This is a genomic window from Kitasatospora sp. NPDC036934, assembly GCF_055608425.1.
In genome coordinates this window covers 131,159-145,439 of record NZ_JBVJQR010000010.1, presented here as the reverse complement: position 1 = coordinate 145,439, position 14,281 = coordinate 131,159, and the positions used below count along the sequence as shown (strand labels likewise).

At 71.8% G+C, this 14,281-nt stretch carries 11 protein-coding genes and 1 tRNA gene; 1 reads left to right on the top strand and 11 read right to left on the bottom strand.

Annotated features, from left to right (window positions below; translation table 11 throughout):
* Nucleotides 1–20: 20 nt before the first annotated feature.
* The 11 genes from prmC to ACZ7BZ_RS17385 form a co-directional block, all read right to left on the bottom strand.
* Nucleotides 21–887, bottom strand: coding sequence for a peptide chain release factor N(5)-glutamine methyltransferase (prmC, locus tag ACZ7BZ_RS17435; RefSeq protein WP_380452894.1), 867 nt, complete (start codon nt 885–887; stop codon nt 21–23).
* 63 nt (nt 888–950) lie between these two features.
* Nucleotides 951–2,027: a peptide chain release factor 1 gene (gene prfA, locus ACZ7BZ_RS17430; protein WP_380452892.1), complete on the bottom strand. Its 1,077-nt coding sequence runs from the start codon at nt 2,025–2,027 to the stop codon at nt 951–953.
* A gap of 147 nt (nt 2,028–2,174) precedes the next feature.
* Nucleotides 2,175–2,396, bottom strand: coding sequence for a 50S ribosomal protein L31 (rpmE, locus tag ACZ7BZ_RS17425; protein ID WP_030235761.1), 222 nt, complete (start codon nt 2,394–2,396; stop codon nt 2,175–2,177).
* A 163-nt stretch (nt 2,397–2,559) separates the two neighbouring features.
* Nucleotides 2,560–3,684 carry an LCP family protein gene (locus ACZ7BZ_RS17420; RefSeq protein WP_470359067.1) on the bottom strand — a complete coding sequence of 375 codons (1,125 nt, stop codon included), beginning with the start codon at nt 3,682–3,684 and terminating at the stop codon, nt 2,560–2,562.
* 140 nt (nt 3,685–3,824) lie between these two features.
* On the bottom strand, nt 3,825–5,921 hold the full coding sequence (gene rho / locus ACZ7BZ_RS17415; RefSeq protein ID WP_470359066.1) for a transcription termination factor Rho: 2,097 nt from the start codon (nt 5,919–5,921) through the stop codon (nt 3,825–3,827).
* 578 nt (nt 5,922–6,499) lie between these two features.
* Entirely contained in the window at nt 6,500–7,438 is a 939-nt protein-coding gene (gene thrB / locus ACZ7BZ_RS17410; RefSeq protein WP_470359065.1) for a homoserine kinase, read from the bottom strand.
* Nucleotides 7,439–7,804: 366 nt separating this feature from the next.
* The gene (gene thrC / locus ACZ7BZ_RS17405; protein WP_470359064.1) at nt 7,805–8,902 is read right to left on the bottom strand and encodes a threonine synthase; all 1,098 of its coding nucleotides are present in this window, start codon (nt 8,900–8,902) and stop codon (nt 7,805–7,807) included.
* A 10-nt stretch (nt 8,903–8,912) separates the two neighbouring features.
* Nucleotides 8,913–10,205: a homoserine dehydrogenase gene (locus ACZ7BZ_RS17400; RefSeq protein WP_470359063.1), complete on the bottom strand. Its 1,293-nt coding sequence runs from the start codon at nt 10,203–10,205 to the stop codon at nt 8,913–8,915.
* Nucleotides 10,206–10,342: 137 nt separating this feature from the next.
* On the bottom strand, nt 10,343–11,734 hold the full coding sequence (lysA, locus tag ACZ7BZ_RS17395; RefSeq protein ID WP_470359062.1) for a diaminopimelate decarboxylase: 1,392 nt from the start codon (nt 11,732–11,734) through the stop codon (nt 10,343–10,345).
* A gap of 91 nt (nt 11,735–11,825) precedes the next feature.
* Nucleotides 11,826–13,487 (bottom strand): arginine--tRNA ligase, encoded by a 1,662-nt coding sequence (gene argS / locus ACZ7BZ_RS17390; protein ID WP_470359061.1) that lies wholly within the window; start codon nt 13,485–13,487, stop codon nt 11,826–11,828.
* An 85-nt stretch (nt 13,488–13,572) separates the two neighbouring features.
* Nucleotides 13,573–14,001, bottom strand: coding sequence for a response regulator (locus tag ACZ7BZ_RS17385; protein WP_470359060.1), 429 nt, complete (start codon nt 13,999–14,001; stop codon nt 13,573–13,575).
* Between the two features lie 171 nt (nt 14,002–14,172).
* Here ACZ7BZ_RS17385 and ACZ7BZ_RS17380 point away from each other — a divergent pair.
* Nucleotides 14,173–14,244 (top strand) — tRNA-Arg (locus tag ACZ7BZ_RS17380).
* Nucleotides 14,245–14,281 lie beyond the last annotated feature (37 nt).

Sequence of the window (14,281 nt, the reverse complement as noted above, 5' to 3'; positions counted from 1 at the left end):
GGTCGTGCTGTGCTCGATGTTCACGACCCGACCCTCCGGGCGGTCGTGAAGCGCGGCCGGTTGTTCAGGTCGCGGTGGTCGGCAGTGTCCGTCCAGCCGCGTTCCTCGTTGAAGATCCACGGCACCTGGCCGCCCTGCTGGTCGGCGTGCTCGATCACCACCGCGCCGCCCGGGCGCAGCAGCCGGGCGGCCACCCGCTCGATGCCGCGGATGGTGTCCAGGCCGTCCTCGCCGGAGAACAGGGACATCTGCGGGTCGTGGTCGCGGGCCTCCGGCGCCACGTACTCCCACTCGGTGAGCGGGATGTACGGCGGGTTGGAGATCACCAGGTCGAAGCGGCCGTCCCAGGAGCGGTCGTCCTCGAAGGCCTTGGTGGCGTCCCCGGCGTGCAGGGTGACCCTGGCGCGGTCCGGGCTTGCCTCGATGTTGCGCCGGGTGTACTCCAGCGCGCCCTGGTCGAGTTCGAAGGCGTGCACGGTGGAGCGCGGCAGTTCCTGGGCCAGGGCGAGCGCGATGGCACCCGAGCCGGAGCACAGGTCGACCACCAGCGGCTCGGCGACGTCCATGTCGCGCACCGCGTCTATCGCCCACTCGACGACCGTCTCGGTCTCCGGCCGGGGCACGAACACCCCGGGGCCGACCGCCAGTTCGAGGTAGCGGAAGAACGCCCGCCCGGTGATGTGCTGCAGCGGCTCGCGGGCCTCGCGGCGCGAGACCGCCTCCCAGTAGCGGGCGTCGAAGTCGGCGTCCTTCACCGTGTGCAACTGGCTGCGCTTGACGTTGTGGACGTAGGCGGCGAGTTCCTCCGCGTCGAAGCGCGGCGACGGCACGCCGGCCGCGGCCAACCGCTGGGTGGCCTGGGCCACCTCGGCGAGCAGCAGGTTCATCCGTACGACCTCATGTTTCTGCGCTCCGGCTTCGGGCTTGCGTCGGGCTGGGGCGCGCCGGTCTCAGTTCTCTTGGGCCGCGGCGAGCTTGGCCGCCGCGTCCTTGTCGACGCAGGACTGGATCACCGCGTTCAGGTCGCCGTCCAGGACCTGGTCCAGGTTGTACGACTTGAACCCCGTGCGGTGGTCCGAGATGCGGTTCTCCGGGTAGTTGTACGTCCGGATCCGCTCGGAGCGGTCCACCGTACGGACCTGGCTGCGACGCGCGTCCGAGGCCTCCCGCTCGGCTTCCTCCTGCGCGGCGGCCAGCAGCCGCGAACGCAGGATGCGCATCGCCTGCTCCTTGTTCTGCAGCTGGCTCTTCTCGTTCTGGCAGGACGCCACGATACCGGTCGGCAGGTGGGTGATCCGGACCGCGGAGTCGGTGGTGTTGACCGACTGGCCGCCGGGGCCGGAGGACCGGTAGACGTCGATCCGCAGGTCGTTGGCGACGATCTCGACCTCGACCTCCTCCGCCTCGGGGGTGACCAGCACGCCCGCCGCGGAGGTGTGGATGCGGCCCTGCGACTCGGTGGCGGGGACGCGCTGCACGCGGTGCACGCCGCCCTCGTACTTCAGCCGGGCCCAGACGCCCTGGCCGGGCTCGGCGTTGCCCTTGGTCTTCACGGCCACCGAGACGTCCTTGTAGCCGCCGAGGTCGGACTCGTTGGAGTCGATGAGCTCGGTCTTCCAGCCGACCCGCTCGGCGAAGCGCAGGTACATCCGGAGCAGGTCGCCGGCGAACAGCGCGGACTCCTCGCCGCCCTCGCCCGCCTTGATCTCCAGGATGACGTCCTTGTCGTCGCTCGGGTCACGCGGGACGAGCAGCAGGCGCAGTTCTTCGGTCAGCTCGTCGCGGCGCGCCTCGGAGTCCTTCACCTCGGAGAGGAACTCCGGGTCCTCGGCGGCGAGTTCGCGCGCGGCCTCGATGTCCTCGCCGGCCTGCCGCCACTGCCGGTAGACCCGGGTGATCGGGGTCAGCTCGGCGTACCGCTTGGCCAGCTTGCGGGCGTTGTTCTGGTCCGCGTGGACCGACGGGTCGGCCAGCCTCGTTTCGAGGTCGGCGTGCTCGACGAGGAGCTCTTCGACTGCCTCGAACATGGGGTGGCCTTCTTCCCGGGGGCTCGGAACGTGTGGGGGTTCGGAACGGGTGGAACTGCGGAACGCGCGCTGGGACGCGAACGGCGCCGGCCCCCTGCGCCCCCGACAACGAGTACGGGGGCACCGGGAACCGGCGCCGAGGGAGCGCTAGGCCTTCGCGCTGTGCTGCTTGCCGAAGCGGGCCTCGAAGCGGGCCACGCGGCCACCGGTGTCGAGGATCTTCTGCTTGCCGGTGTAGAACGGGTGGCACTGCGAGCAGACCTCGGCGCGGATCTCGCCACTGGTCTCGGTCGAGCGGGTGGTGAACTCGGCGCCGCAGGTGCAGGTCACGCGGGTGACCACGTACTCCGGGTGAACGTTGGACTTCAAGGGGTTCTCCTAGTTTTCGGGAGGGCACCGGGTCGGCGGCTGGGAGTGCCGCACGTGAACCGGGACCGACGTACCAGTCTGCCAGGACCGGCCGCATCTTCCCAAACCGAGGCCCGTCGCGGCTTATTCCGGGGGACATTCCGGATAGTTCCGGCGGGCTCCGTCAGTGCCGTGCGGTGGCCGTCGCAGTGGGCTTCGGGGCGGGCTTCGGGACGGCCGTCGGGGAGGCCGTGGGGGCCGCCTGGGCGGGGTTCTCGGGCTGGGCCGAGACGACCGCCTGCGGGATCGGCTGGTCGGCCTTGAGCGCCCCCCAGAGGTTCCCGGCCTGCGGCTGCTGCTCGACCACCCGGTTGGGGTCGCCGGGGGCGGTCACCACCGGCAGGGTGACCATGGTCAGCTGGTCCGGTCCGATCCCCTTGAGCTCCTGGACGAGCCCCACCAGCGAGTTCACCGAGCCGAGCGCCGAGTCGGTGGTGATGCTCTTGGTCATGGTGTCGCCGATCGACCACAGCTTGACCGGGTTGGAGAACAGCCCGATCCCGCCGGCCTGCTGGAGCAGCGACTTCACCATCTGCTTCTGCAGCTCGATCCGGCCGAGGTCGCTGCCGTCGCCGACGCCGTGCCGGGTGCGCACGAAGGCGAGCGCCTGCTGGCCGTCGAGGTGGTGCTGGCCGGCCGGCAGGTCGAGCCCGCTGTCCTTGTCGTGGATGGCCACCGTGGTGTCCACGGTGGCCCCGCCTATCGCGTCCACGACCCGGGCGAAGCCGGCGAAGTCCACCTGGAGGTAGTGGTCCATCCGCAGCCCGGTGAGCTGCTCGGTGGTCTTGACCGCGCAGGCCGCGCCGCCGGACTCGAAGGCGCTGTTGTACATCGCGCGCTTGACCGCCGGGACGGCCTTGCCGCCGGCGTCGGTGCACTGCGGGCGGTCCACCAGGGTGTCGCGCGGGATCGAGACGACGGAGGCCCGCGAGTGGTCCTGGCTGATGTGCACCACCATCGCGGTGTCGGAGCGGGCGGAGTCGCCGGTGTCCCCGCCGGCCAGGTCGCCGTTCTCACCGACCCGGGAGTCGGAGCCCAGCACCAGGATGTTGAAGGAGCCGTCGGTGGCGGCCGGGGGCCGGGCGTCACCGAGGCGGGAGTCGATGTCGACGCTCTTGATGTTGCCGTTGAGCTTCAGGTACGCGTAGGCACCAGCCCCGCCGCCGGCGACGACGAGCGCGGCGACCGCGCAGGCGGACCACCGCAGGACCTTGCGGCGGCGACTCGGGACCCTCTTGTGCTCGGCCATACGGTCCAGAGTAAATCGGACAAGAAGATCAAATAGTCCCAAGATGTCCCAACTCTGGAACAAAGCGGCCGCGGACGCGCGGAACCCCGGACCGCTCGCGCGATCCGGGGTTCCGTGGTCCGTCAGCCGTCCGGCTACCGTCAGTCGTTGGAGCCGGGGGTGGTCTTGGCGATCTGCATCAGGAACTCGGCGTTGCTCTTGGTCTGCTTCATCTTGTCCAGGAGCAGCTCGATCGCCTGCTGCGAGTCGAGCGCGTGCAGCACCCGGCGCAGCTTCCAGACGATGGCCAACTCCTCGCTGCCGAGCAGGATCTCCTCCTTGCGGGTGCTGGAGGCGTCCACGTCGACGGCCGGGAAGATGCGCTTGTCCGAGAGCTTCCGGTCGAGCTTGAGCTCCATGTTGCCGGTGCCCTTGAACTCCTCGAAGATCACCTCGTCCATGCGCGAGCCGGTCTCGACCAGCGCGGTGGCCAGGATGGTCAGCGAGCCGCCGTTCTCGATGTTGCGCGCGGCACCGAAGAACTTCTTCGGCGGGTACAGCGCGGTCGAGTCGACACCACCGGACAGGATGCGTCCGGAGGCCGGCGCCGCCAGGTTGTAGGCGCGGCCCAGGCGGGTGATCGAGTCCAGCAGGATGACCACGTCGTGGCCCAGCTCCACCAGGCGCTTGGCGCGCTCGATGGCCAGCTCGGCGACGGTGGTGTGGTCCTCGGCCGGGCGGTCGAAGGTCGAGGAGATGACCTCGCCCTTCACCGACCGCTGCATGTCGGTGACCTCTTCCGGACGCTCGTCGACCAGGACGACCATCAGGTGGCACTCGGGGTTGTTGTGGGTGATCGCGTTGGCGACCGCCTGCAGCACCATGGTCTTGCCGGTCTTCGGCGGCGCGACGATCAGACCGCGCTGGCCCTTGCCGATCGGCGACACCAGGTCGATGATCCGGGTGGTCAGCACGCCCGGGTCGGTCTCCAGGCGCAGCCGGTCCTGCGGGTACAGCGGGGTGAGCTTGTTGAACTCGGGGCGGCCGCGGCCGGTCTCCGGGTCCATGCCGTTGACGGAGTCCAGCCGCACCATGGCGTTGAACTTCTCGCGGCGCTCGCCCTCGCGCGGCTGGCGCACCGCACCGGTGATGGCGTCACCCTTGCGCAGGCCGTTCTTGCGGACCTGGGCGAGCGAGACGTAGACGTCGTTCTGGCCCGGCAGGTAGCCGGAGGTGCGGACGAACGCGTAGTTGTCGAGGATGTCGAGGATGCCCGCGACCGGGATCAGGACGTCGTCCTCGCCGATCTGCGTCTCGACCGGGCCGGCCTCGAAGCCCTCGCGGCCGCGGCGGCCCCGGCGGTCGCGGTACCGGCCGCGACGGCCCCGACGGCCCTCGCCGAACTCGTCGTCGTCGTAGCCGCCCTGCTGGGCCTGCGGCTGCTGGGCCTGCTGGGCCTGGCCGCCCTCGCGGCGCGGCTGGCTCTCGCCCTGGCCCTGCTGCTGACCCTGCTGGCCGCCCTGGCGGTCGGTCCGCTCGCGGCGGTTGCGGCGGTCGCGGCGCGACTCGCGGCCGTCGGCGTCCTGCCCGGCCTGAGCCTCGCCGGCGTCCTGCCGCTCGGTGCGCTCGCCGCCGTCGCGGCGGTCGCGGCGCTCGCGGCGGTCGCGACGGGTCTCGCGGCCCTCCTCCCGGCCCTCGAAGGCGCGGGTCTCGGCAGGACGGTCGGCCTGCTTGGGCTCGGCCACCGCGACGGTGGCGGCCTCGGCGGGGGCCTCGGCGGCCGCGACCGGGGCGGTGGGGGCACCGGCGGCCGAGGTGGCGCGGCGGCGGGTGCGCTCGGCACGGGCCGGCGCGGCGGTCTCGGCGGCGGCCTGGACCGGGATCTCGATCTGGGCCTGCGGCTCGGCGGCCGGGGCCGCGGCTGCGGCGGCGGCCTTGGTGCGGCGGGCCGGCTTCTCGGCCGGGGCCTCGGCATCCGCCTTGGCGGCGGTGCGCTTGGCGGCCGGGGCGCCACCGGCGGCGAGCAGCGGGTCCCCGCCGCTCTTCTCCTTGATGGTCTCGATCAGCTGGCTCTTGCGCATGCGTCCGGTACCGGTGATGCCCAGGTCCGCGGCGAGCTTCTGCAGCTCGGCGAGGACCATGCCGTCCAGGCCCGCGGCGGCACTGCGGCGGCGGCGGGCCGGGGCAGCAGGGGCGGCGGCTGCGTCCGACGCCTCGGCGTCCGGGCGCGCGCCCATCAGATCGGTGGAGTCGCTCACTAAGGGTCCTTCCCTGGAGCGGACGTCGGCCTGTCTGGCTCGGCGACCGGTTGTGCTGTCCTGACCGACGCTCGACTGCGTCGGTCCGAGGCGGTGATCCCTCGAATGGCGGGAGCCCGTCGAGGGAGAGCTGCGAGGTGCGGTGCATGAAGCACGGTGGTGCTGAGGTGGCGCGTGGGCGGCCGTGTATCGGCCTCCCCAGAGGGCGTTGCCCCCACGCTGCCTGCGAATCCCGGGCCCCCGTCGCGTGACGGTGGCCCGCGCTCCGCCCGTCCTGTGCCTCCAGGTGGGAGGCCGCGGGTGGGAGTCAGGTGCCGTCACGGCTTCGGGATGCGGCCGCGTGTCGCGCAGGCAGGCTGCGTACGCGCTGCGGTGGGCTCCCGGAGAATCGTCGCCCCGGACATCGCGGCGGCTCCACGGCAGTGGAGCGCTGGGATCGGGACGCGGCGCACCGAGCCCCGGAGGGCACCTGGTGCAGCAATGAGGTTAACACTACCGACCCCCTCAGACATTCCCCGACCTCGGGCTTGCCAATCGTGTCCGGACGGCCCGGCTCGACGCCGGGCCGAACCCGCAGCTCAGACGTCCAGCGGGAGCACGGTGGCCCCGGTCCGGTCGACGCCGAGACGGTGCGCGGCGAACGCCGGGTCGCCGCCGTGACCGTGGTGCCCGGCGAAGGCGAGCACCTTGTCGACGCCCGCCTCGTCGGTGAGCGCCAGCACGGTCGGGCCGGCGCCGGAGATGACCGCGGGGACGCCCTCCGCGCGCAGCACGCCGACCAGCGCGGCGCTTTCCGGCATGGCGGAGGCGCGGTAGTCCTGGTGCAGCCGGTCCTCGGTGGCGGCGAGGAGCAGCTCGGGCCGCCGGGTCAACGCCTCCACCAGCAGCGCGGAACGGCCCGCGTTGACGGCGGCGTCGGCCAGCGGGACGGTCTTCGGCAGCAGGCCGCGGGCGGTCTCGGTGAGCACCTCGCCGGCCGGGACGAACACGACCGGGACGACCTGCTCGGAGGGCTCCAGGGCGACCGCCTTGGCCGACTCCTCGTCGGTCCAGGCGATGGTGAAGTTGCCGCGCAGGCAGGCCGCGACGTTGTCGGGGTGGCCCTCCAGCTCGGAGGCGAGGGCCAGCAGCGCGTCGTCGTCCAGCGCGGACGGGCCGCCGATGGTGACGGCGCGGGCGGCCACGATGCCGGCGCAGATGGCGGCCGAGGAGGAGCCCAGGCCGCGGCCGTGCGGTATCCGGTTGGCGCAGACCACTTCGAGGCCGCGCGGCTGGCCGCCGAGCCGGTCGAAGGCGGCCCGCATCGAGCGGACCAGCAGGTGGCGCTCGTCCCGGGGCAGCGTCCCGGCGCCCTCGCCGGCGATGTCGACGGCGAGGCCGGAGTCGGAGACCCGGACGACCACGTCGTCGTACAGACCCAGCGCGAGCCCGAAGGCGTCGAAGCCCGGGCCGAGATTGGCGCTGGTCGCGGGAACCCTGACCCGGACGGCGGCGGCACGGAACGCAGGACCGGCCATGCGGTGGACTCTCCTGGGGAAATCGGGCGGCGCGGAGCGCGTCGTCGGTGCGAGGGTGGGGGAAGGGCCGCGGGCCACTCGGGCCTGGCGGTCGCTGTCGTCGGCGCGGCCCGTACCAGGACGAGCCCGGGGCATGTGCCACACGGCCGGACCCAGAGTATCGAAGAGAGGTTCCCCAGTGGTACACCCCGTGGGCCTTCGATCTGGTGTGTTGCCGGTTCTGGCCGGAATGCGCACCCCTCCCGGTCGAAGAGCGGGATGGAATCGGATCGGAATGCGAAGCGGAATTGACACAAAAGTGTCACCGGAGAACTTCGACGGGCCGCCCCTCGAAAGGGTCGGCCTGTCGAAGTGTCCGACCCGCCGTCAGTCGAGCAGTCCGAGCTGCCGGGCCGCGGCCGCCGGGTCGACCGGGACGACCTGCGGCTGCGGCGCGCCGGCCACCGCCCAGTCCGGGTCCTTGAGGCCGTTGCCGGTCACCGTGCAGACGATCCGCTGGCCCGGGTCGACCAGGCCGGCCTCCGCCTTGGCCAGCAGACCGGCCACCGAGGCGGCCGAGGCGGGCTCCACGAAGACGCCTTCCTGCGAGGCCAACAGCCGGTAGGCGGCCAGGATCTGACGATCCGTCACCTTGTCGATGAGGCCGCCGGACTCGTCCCGCGCGGCGAGCGCGAAGTCCCAGGAGGCCGGGTTGCCGATCCGGATCGCGGTGGCGATGGTCTGCGGCTTGAGGACGGGCGCGCCGTCCACGATCGGGGCCGAACCGGCCGCCTGGAAGCCCCACATCCGCGGGGTGCGGGCTGCCATCCCGTCGGTGGCGTACTCCCGGTAGCCCTTCCAGTAGGCGGTGATGTTGCCCGCGTTGCCCACCGGCAGGACGTGGATGTCCGGGGCGTCGCCGAGCATGTCGACGATCTCGAAGGCCGCCGTCTTCTGACCCTCGATCCGCACCGGGTTCACCGAGTTGACCAGCGCCACCGGGTACTTCTCGGACAGTTCGCGGGCCAGCGTCAGGCAGTCGTCGAAGTTGCCGTCGACCTGCAGGATCCGGGCGCCGTGCACCAGCGCCTGGCCCATCTTGCCCAGGGCGATCTTGCCCTGCGGGACGAGCACCGCGCAGACCATCCCGGCCCGCACCGCGTACGCGGCGGCGGAGGCCGAAGTGTTGCCGGTGGAAGCGCAGATGACGGCCTGCGCGCCCGCCTCCTTGGCCTTGGAGATGGCCATCGTCATCCCGCGGTCCTTGAAGGAGCCCGTCGGGTTGGCGCCCTCGACCTTGAGGTAGACCTCGCAGCCGGTGCGCTCGGAGAGCACCTGCGCGGGTACCAGGGGCGTGCCGCCCTCCAGCAGGGTGACCACCGGGGTGGCCGCGGTGACCGGCAGGCGGTCCCGGTACTCCTCGATCAGGCCGCGCCACTGGTGGGTGTGCGCGCCTCGGACGACGTTCTCGGCAACGGCGTTCATGGCTGGTTCCTTATTCCCCTTCGACCCGCATGATGCTGGCCACGTCCCGCACGCTGTCCAGCGCGCGGAGCTTGTCGACCGTCGCCGACAGCGCGGCGTCGGTGGCACGGTGGGTGACCACGACGAGCGAGGCGTCGCCGTCGCGGCCCTGCTGGCGCACGGTGTCGATGGAGACGCCGTGCTCGGCGAAGACGGACGCGACCTGGGCGAGCACGCCCGCCCGGTCGTCCACGTCCAGGCTGACGTGGTAGCGGGTGACCACCTCGTCCATCGGCTTGGCGGGCAGCTGCGTGTACACGGAGTCACCGGGGCCGGTGGAGCCGGCCAGCTTGTTGCGGCAGACCGCGACCAGGTCGCCGAGCACCGCGGAGGCGGTCGGCGAGCCGCCCGCGCCGGGGCCGTAGAACATCAGCCGGCCGGCCGCCTCGGCCTCGACGAACACCGCGTTGTACGCCTCGCGGACGGACGCCAGCGGGTGCGAGAGCGGGATCATCGCCGGGTGGACGCGCGCGGTGACGGACTCGCCGTCGGCGGCCCGCTCGCAGATCGCGAGCAGCTTGACCACGGCGCCCATCTCCTTGGCGGAGGCGATGTCGGCGGCGGTCACCTCGGTGATGCCCTCGCGGTAGACGTCCGCGGCGGTGACCTTGGTGTGGAAGGCGATCCCGGCCAGGATCGCGGCCTTGGCGGCGGCGTCGAAGCCCTCGACGTCGGCCGTCGGGTCGGCCTCGGCGTAACCGAGCGCGGTGGCCTCCTCCAGCGCCTCCGAGTAGCCGGCGCCGGTGGTGTCCATCTTGTCCAGGATGAAGTTGGTGGTGCCGTTGACGATGCCCAGCACCCGGTTCACCTTGTCCCCGGCGAGGGACTCGCGCAGCGGGCGCAGCAGCGGGATCGCGCCCGCCACCGCGGCCTCGTAGTACAGGTCCACACCGGCCGCGGCGGCGGCCGCGTGCAGCTCGGTGCCGTCCTGGGCGAGCAGCGCCTTGTTGGCGCTGACCACCGAGGCACCCTGCTTGAAGGCGGACAGGATCAGCGATTTGGAGGGCTCGATCCCGCCCACCACCTCGACCACCACGTCGATGTCGCCCCGGCCCACCAGGGCCTCGGCGTCGGTGGTGATCAGGTGCTCGGGCACCCCCGGGCGCACCCGGCCGGCCCGGCGGACCGCGATCCCGGCGAGCTCGACCGGGGCACCGATGCGAGCGGCGAGGTCGTCGGCCGTCGTCGTCATGATGCGCGCCACCTCGGAGCCCACCACACCACAACCCAGCAACGCCACCTTCAGCGGGCGCGTACGCATCATCCGACTCCGCTCTGCATTCTCGTGCTTCGGTATTTCCGGCGGTTTTTCGGGGACCGCCGGGAACTTCGGTCCGTACCAGTCTCGGGGACTTTCCGCACGGATCTACGGTCGTTCCATGATCTGAGACAAGGATTTCGTCATCCGATATCCAGACGCAGGAGATCCTCCTCCGTCTCGCGCCGGACGAGCACCCGGGCCGCACCGTCCTTGACGGCGAGCACCGGAGGCCTGAGGGCGTGGTTGTAGTTGCTCGCCATCGAGCGGCAGTAGGCGCCGGTGGCGGGCACCGCGACGAGGTCGCCGGGGGCCAGGTCGGCCGGCAGGAAGGCGTCCTTGACCACGATGTCGCCGGACTCGCAGTGCTTGCCGACCACCCGGACCAGCATCGGCTCCGCGTCGCTGGTGCGCGACACCAGGGCCACCGAGTACTCGGCGTCGTACAGCGCGGTGCGGATGTTGTCGGACATCCCGCCGTCCACGCTGACGTAGGTGCGCAGGCCCTCCAACGGCTTGACCGTGCCGACCTCGTACAGGGTGAACGCGGTCGGGCCGACGATCGCTCGGCCCGGCTCCACGCTCAGCCGGGGGGCGCTCAGGTTCGCGGCGGCGCACTCGCGGCGGACGATCTCGGCCAGTGCGGCGGCGATCTCGGCCGGCTCGCGCGGGTCGTCCTCGCTGGTGTAGGCGATGCCCAGGCCGCCTCCGAGGTCGATCTCGGGCAGTTCCACGCCGTGCTCGTCGCGGATCCCGGCCAGCAGGCCGACCACCCGGCGGGCGGCGACCTCGAAGCCCGCCATGTCGAAGATCTGCGAACCGATGTGCGAGTGGATGCCGCGCAGCTCCAGGCTGTCGTGGCCGAGCACCCGGCGCACCGCCTCGGCGGCCGCTCCGCCGGTCAGCGACAGGCCGAACTTCTGGTCCTCGTGCGCGGTGGCGATGAACTCGTGGGTGTGCGCCTCGACGCCGACGGTGACCCGGATCAGCACCTGCTGGCGCACGCCCTGGCGGGCGGCGATCGCGGCCAGCCGCTCGATCTCCTCGTAGGAGTCGACCACGATGTGCCCGACCCCGGTCTTCACCGCGTGCTCGAGTTCGTCCACCGACTTGTTGTTGCCGTGCAGCGCGATCCGCTCCGGCGGCATGCCGGCGGCCAGTGCCACCGCCAGCTCGCCGGCGCTGCACACGTCGAGGTTGAGGCCCTCCTCGTGCAGCCAGCGCACGACCGCCTTGGAGAGGAACGCCTTTCCGGCGTAGTAGACGTCCGCGCCGGTGCCGAAGGCGTCCCGCCAGGCGCGGGCCCGGCTGCGGAAGTCCTCCTCGTCGAGCACGTAGGCCGGGGTGCCGAACTCGGCCGCCAGCCGCTTGACGTCGATCCCGCCGACGGTGGCCACGCCGTCGGCATCACGGGCTACGGTGCGCGACCAGACCTTCGGGTCGAGCGCGTTCAGGTCGGCCGGCGGGGCCTGGTAGTGGCCCTCGGGCAGGACGTCGCCGTGGCGGGGGCCTGCGGGGTGTGCGGAACGACTCATCGTTTAGCCAGTCCTTCGAGACCTATGGCGAGGGGCGGCGACGGTCCCCGTTGACCGTCAGCCGCCCCCGCCGTGCGCTTGGGGGTGGTGCTTACATCCGCTCGGGCGCCGTCACGCCCAGGAGCGTGAGGCCGTTGGCGACGACCGTGCGCGTCGCGTCGGCCAGCCAGAGGCGGGCGCGCGTGAGGTCCGTGACCTCCTCGTCGCCCCGGGGCAGGATGCGGCAGTTGTCGTAGAAGCGGTGGTACTTGGCCGCCAGCTCCTCCAGGTACACGGCGACCCGGTGCGGCTCGCGCAGCTCGCCGGCCGAGGCCAGCACGCGCGGGAACTCGCCGAGGTGGCCGAGCAGGTCGGACTCCCAGTCGGTGGCCAGCAGCTCCGGTTTGAAGTCCTCGGCCGCACCGCGCGTGATGCCCTGGTCGTCGGCGTTGCGCTGGACGGCGCACATCCGCGAGTGGGCGTACTGGACGTAGTAGACCCGGTTCTCGTTGGTCTGGCTGGTCAGGATGTTGATGTCCAGCGTGATCGTCGAGTCCGTGGAGGAGCGCGCCAGGGTGTAGCGGGCGGCGTCGACGCCGATCCACTCGACCACGTCGTCGATCGTGATGATGTTGCCGGCCCGCTTGGACATGCGGACCTCTTCGCCGTCGCGAAGCATCTTCACGAACTGGCCGATCTTCACCTCGATGTTGCGGTTCATGTCGTCGCCCGCGCAGGCCGAGATGGCCTTGAGGCGGTTGACGTAGCCGTGGTGGTCGGCGCCCAGCATGTAGAGCGCGACCTCGGCGCCGCGGTCCCGCTTGGACAGGTAGTACGCGGCGTCGGCGGCGAAGTAGGTCTTGTCGCCGTCGGCCTTGATCAGGACGCGGTCCTTGTCGTCGCCGAAGTCGGTGGTGCGCAGGAAGACCGCGCCGTCCTGGTCGAAGACGTGGCCCTGCTCGCGCAGCCGGTCGATGGCCTTCTCGACGGCGCCGGAGTCGTGCAGCGACTTCTCCGAGAACCACACGTCGAAGTGGGTGCCGAACTCGTCCATCGAGCGCTTGATCTCGGCCACCATGAGCTTGAGGCCCTCGGTGCGGAAGACCTCCAGCTGCTCGGCCTCGGGCAGGTCGAGCACGCCCGGGATCGCGTCGGTGAGGGTCTTGGCGATGTCGACGATGTACTCGCCGACGTAGCCGCCCTCGGGCACCTCGCGGCCGTTCGCGGCGGCCTGCAGGGAGGCGGCGAACTTGGTGATCTGCACGCCGGCGTCGTTGAGGTAGTACTCGGTGGTGACGTCGGCGCCGGAGGCCCGCAGCACGCGCGCCAGCGAGTCGCCGACGGCGGCCCAGCGGACGCCGCCGATGTGGATCGGGCCGGTCGGGTTGGCGGAGACGAACTCCAGGTTGATCTTCAGGCCCTTGAGGGCCTCGTTGCGGCCGTAGGCCTCGCCCGCCTCGACGATGGTGCGGGCGAGCGCACCGGCGGTGGCGGTGTCCAGGGTGATGTTCAGGAAGCCCGGACCGGCGATGTCGACCTCGGCCACACCGGTGATCCCTCGCAGGCGCCCGGCCAGGACCTCGGCAATGGCTCGCGGCGGCTTGCCGGCCGCCTTGGCGAGCTGGAGGGCCACGTTCGTCGCGTAGTCGCCGTGGTCCCGGTTCTTGGGCCGCTCGACCGTCACGTGCTCGGGCACGGCGACGGCCAGTTCACCCGCCTCGACGGCGGAGCTCACTGCGGCCTGGATTGCCTGGGAAAGGTCTGCGGGGGTCACGACGCCAAGCGTAGGCGAGACGGGGTACCCGCCCGCCACCCGGTTTGCCGGTTGAGACGCCGTGGCACCCCCGCGCGGGGGGGTGTCAGCCGCGATCCGTCCGTTCTGTTCGCTCAGGGCGAAACGCGTCGGACCGTTCTCCCGCCCGCACCAGCCGCCGGACCAGCGCCACCAGATCGGCGGGGTCGAAGGGCTTGCCGAGGTAGCCGTCCACCCCGACCGCCTCCCCCAGGTCGAGGTCCGCCGGGGTGCAGGCGCTCACGATCGCGATCGGCAGCGTGCTGGTGTCCGGGGTCGCGCGCAGCCGGGCCGCCGTCCGCAGGCCGTCCAGCCGCGGCATCACCACGTCCAGCGTCACCACGTCGGGCTTCACCCGGCGGATGACCTCCAGGCACTCGGCGCCGTCGGCGGCGGTCACCACCTCGAAGCCCTCGAGCTCCAGGTTGACCCTGATCAGCTGGCGGATCACCTCGCTGTCGTCCACCACGAGGACCCGCCCGGACACTCCCGACACCTCACCGAGGGTATCGGCGGCCCCGTCGCCCCGTCCGGCCTTTGGGCACTTCCGCCCACCGGGCCACCGGGCCCGCCCCGACGATCTTTCCGGAAACCCGTGCACGAGCCCCGTCGGAAGCCTGGTAGTGTTCATTCCGTCGGAACGCGCGAGCGGCCGACAGGCCAACAGGCCCCCGTAGCTCAGGGGATAGAGCACCGCCCTCCGGAGGCGGGTGCGTAGGTTCGAATCCTACCGGGGGCACTTAGCAGTAAGTGCGACCGAGGCCCAGATCAGTGGA

Coding starts and splice junctions, on each gene's coding strand:
- thrB (WP_470359065.1), bottom strand. CDS start 7,438: ATGGCCGGTCCTGCGTTCCGTGCCGCCGCCGTCCGGGTCAGGGTTCCC.
- lysA (WP_470359062.1), bottom strand. CDS start 11,734: ATGAGTCGTTCCGCACACCCCGCAGGCCCCCGCCACGGCGACGTCCTG.
- ACZ7BZ_RS17400 (WP_470359063.1), bottom strand. CDS start 10,205: ATGATGCGTACGCGCCCGCTGAAGGTGGCGTTGCTGGGTTGTGGTGTG.
- thrC (WP_470359064.1), bottom strand. CDS start 8,902: ATGAACGCCGTTGCCGAGAACGTCGTCCGAGGCGCGCACACCCACCAG.
- ACZ7BZ_RS17420 (WP_470359067.1), bottom strand. CDS start 3,684: ATGGCCGAGCACAAGAGGGTCCCGAGTCGCCGCCGCAAGGTCCTGCGG.
- prfA (WP_380452892.1), bottom strand. CDS start 2,027: ATGTTCGAGGCAGTCGAAGAGCTCCTCGTCGAGCACGCCGACCTCGAA.
- prmC (WP_380452894.1), bottom strand. CDS start 887: ATGAACCTGCTGCTCGCCGAGGTGGCCCAGGCCACCCAGCGGTTGGCC.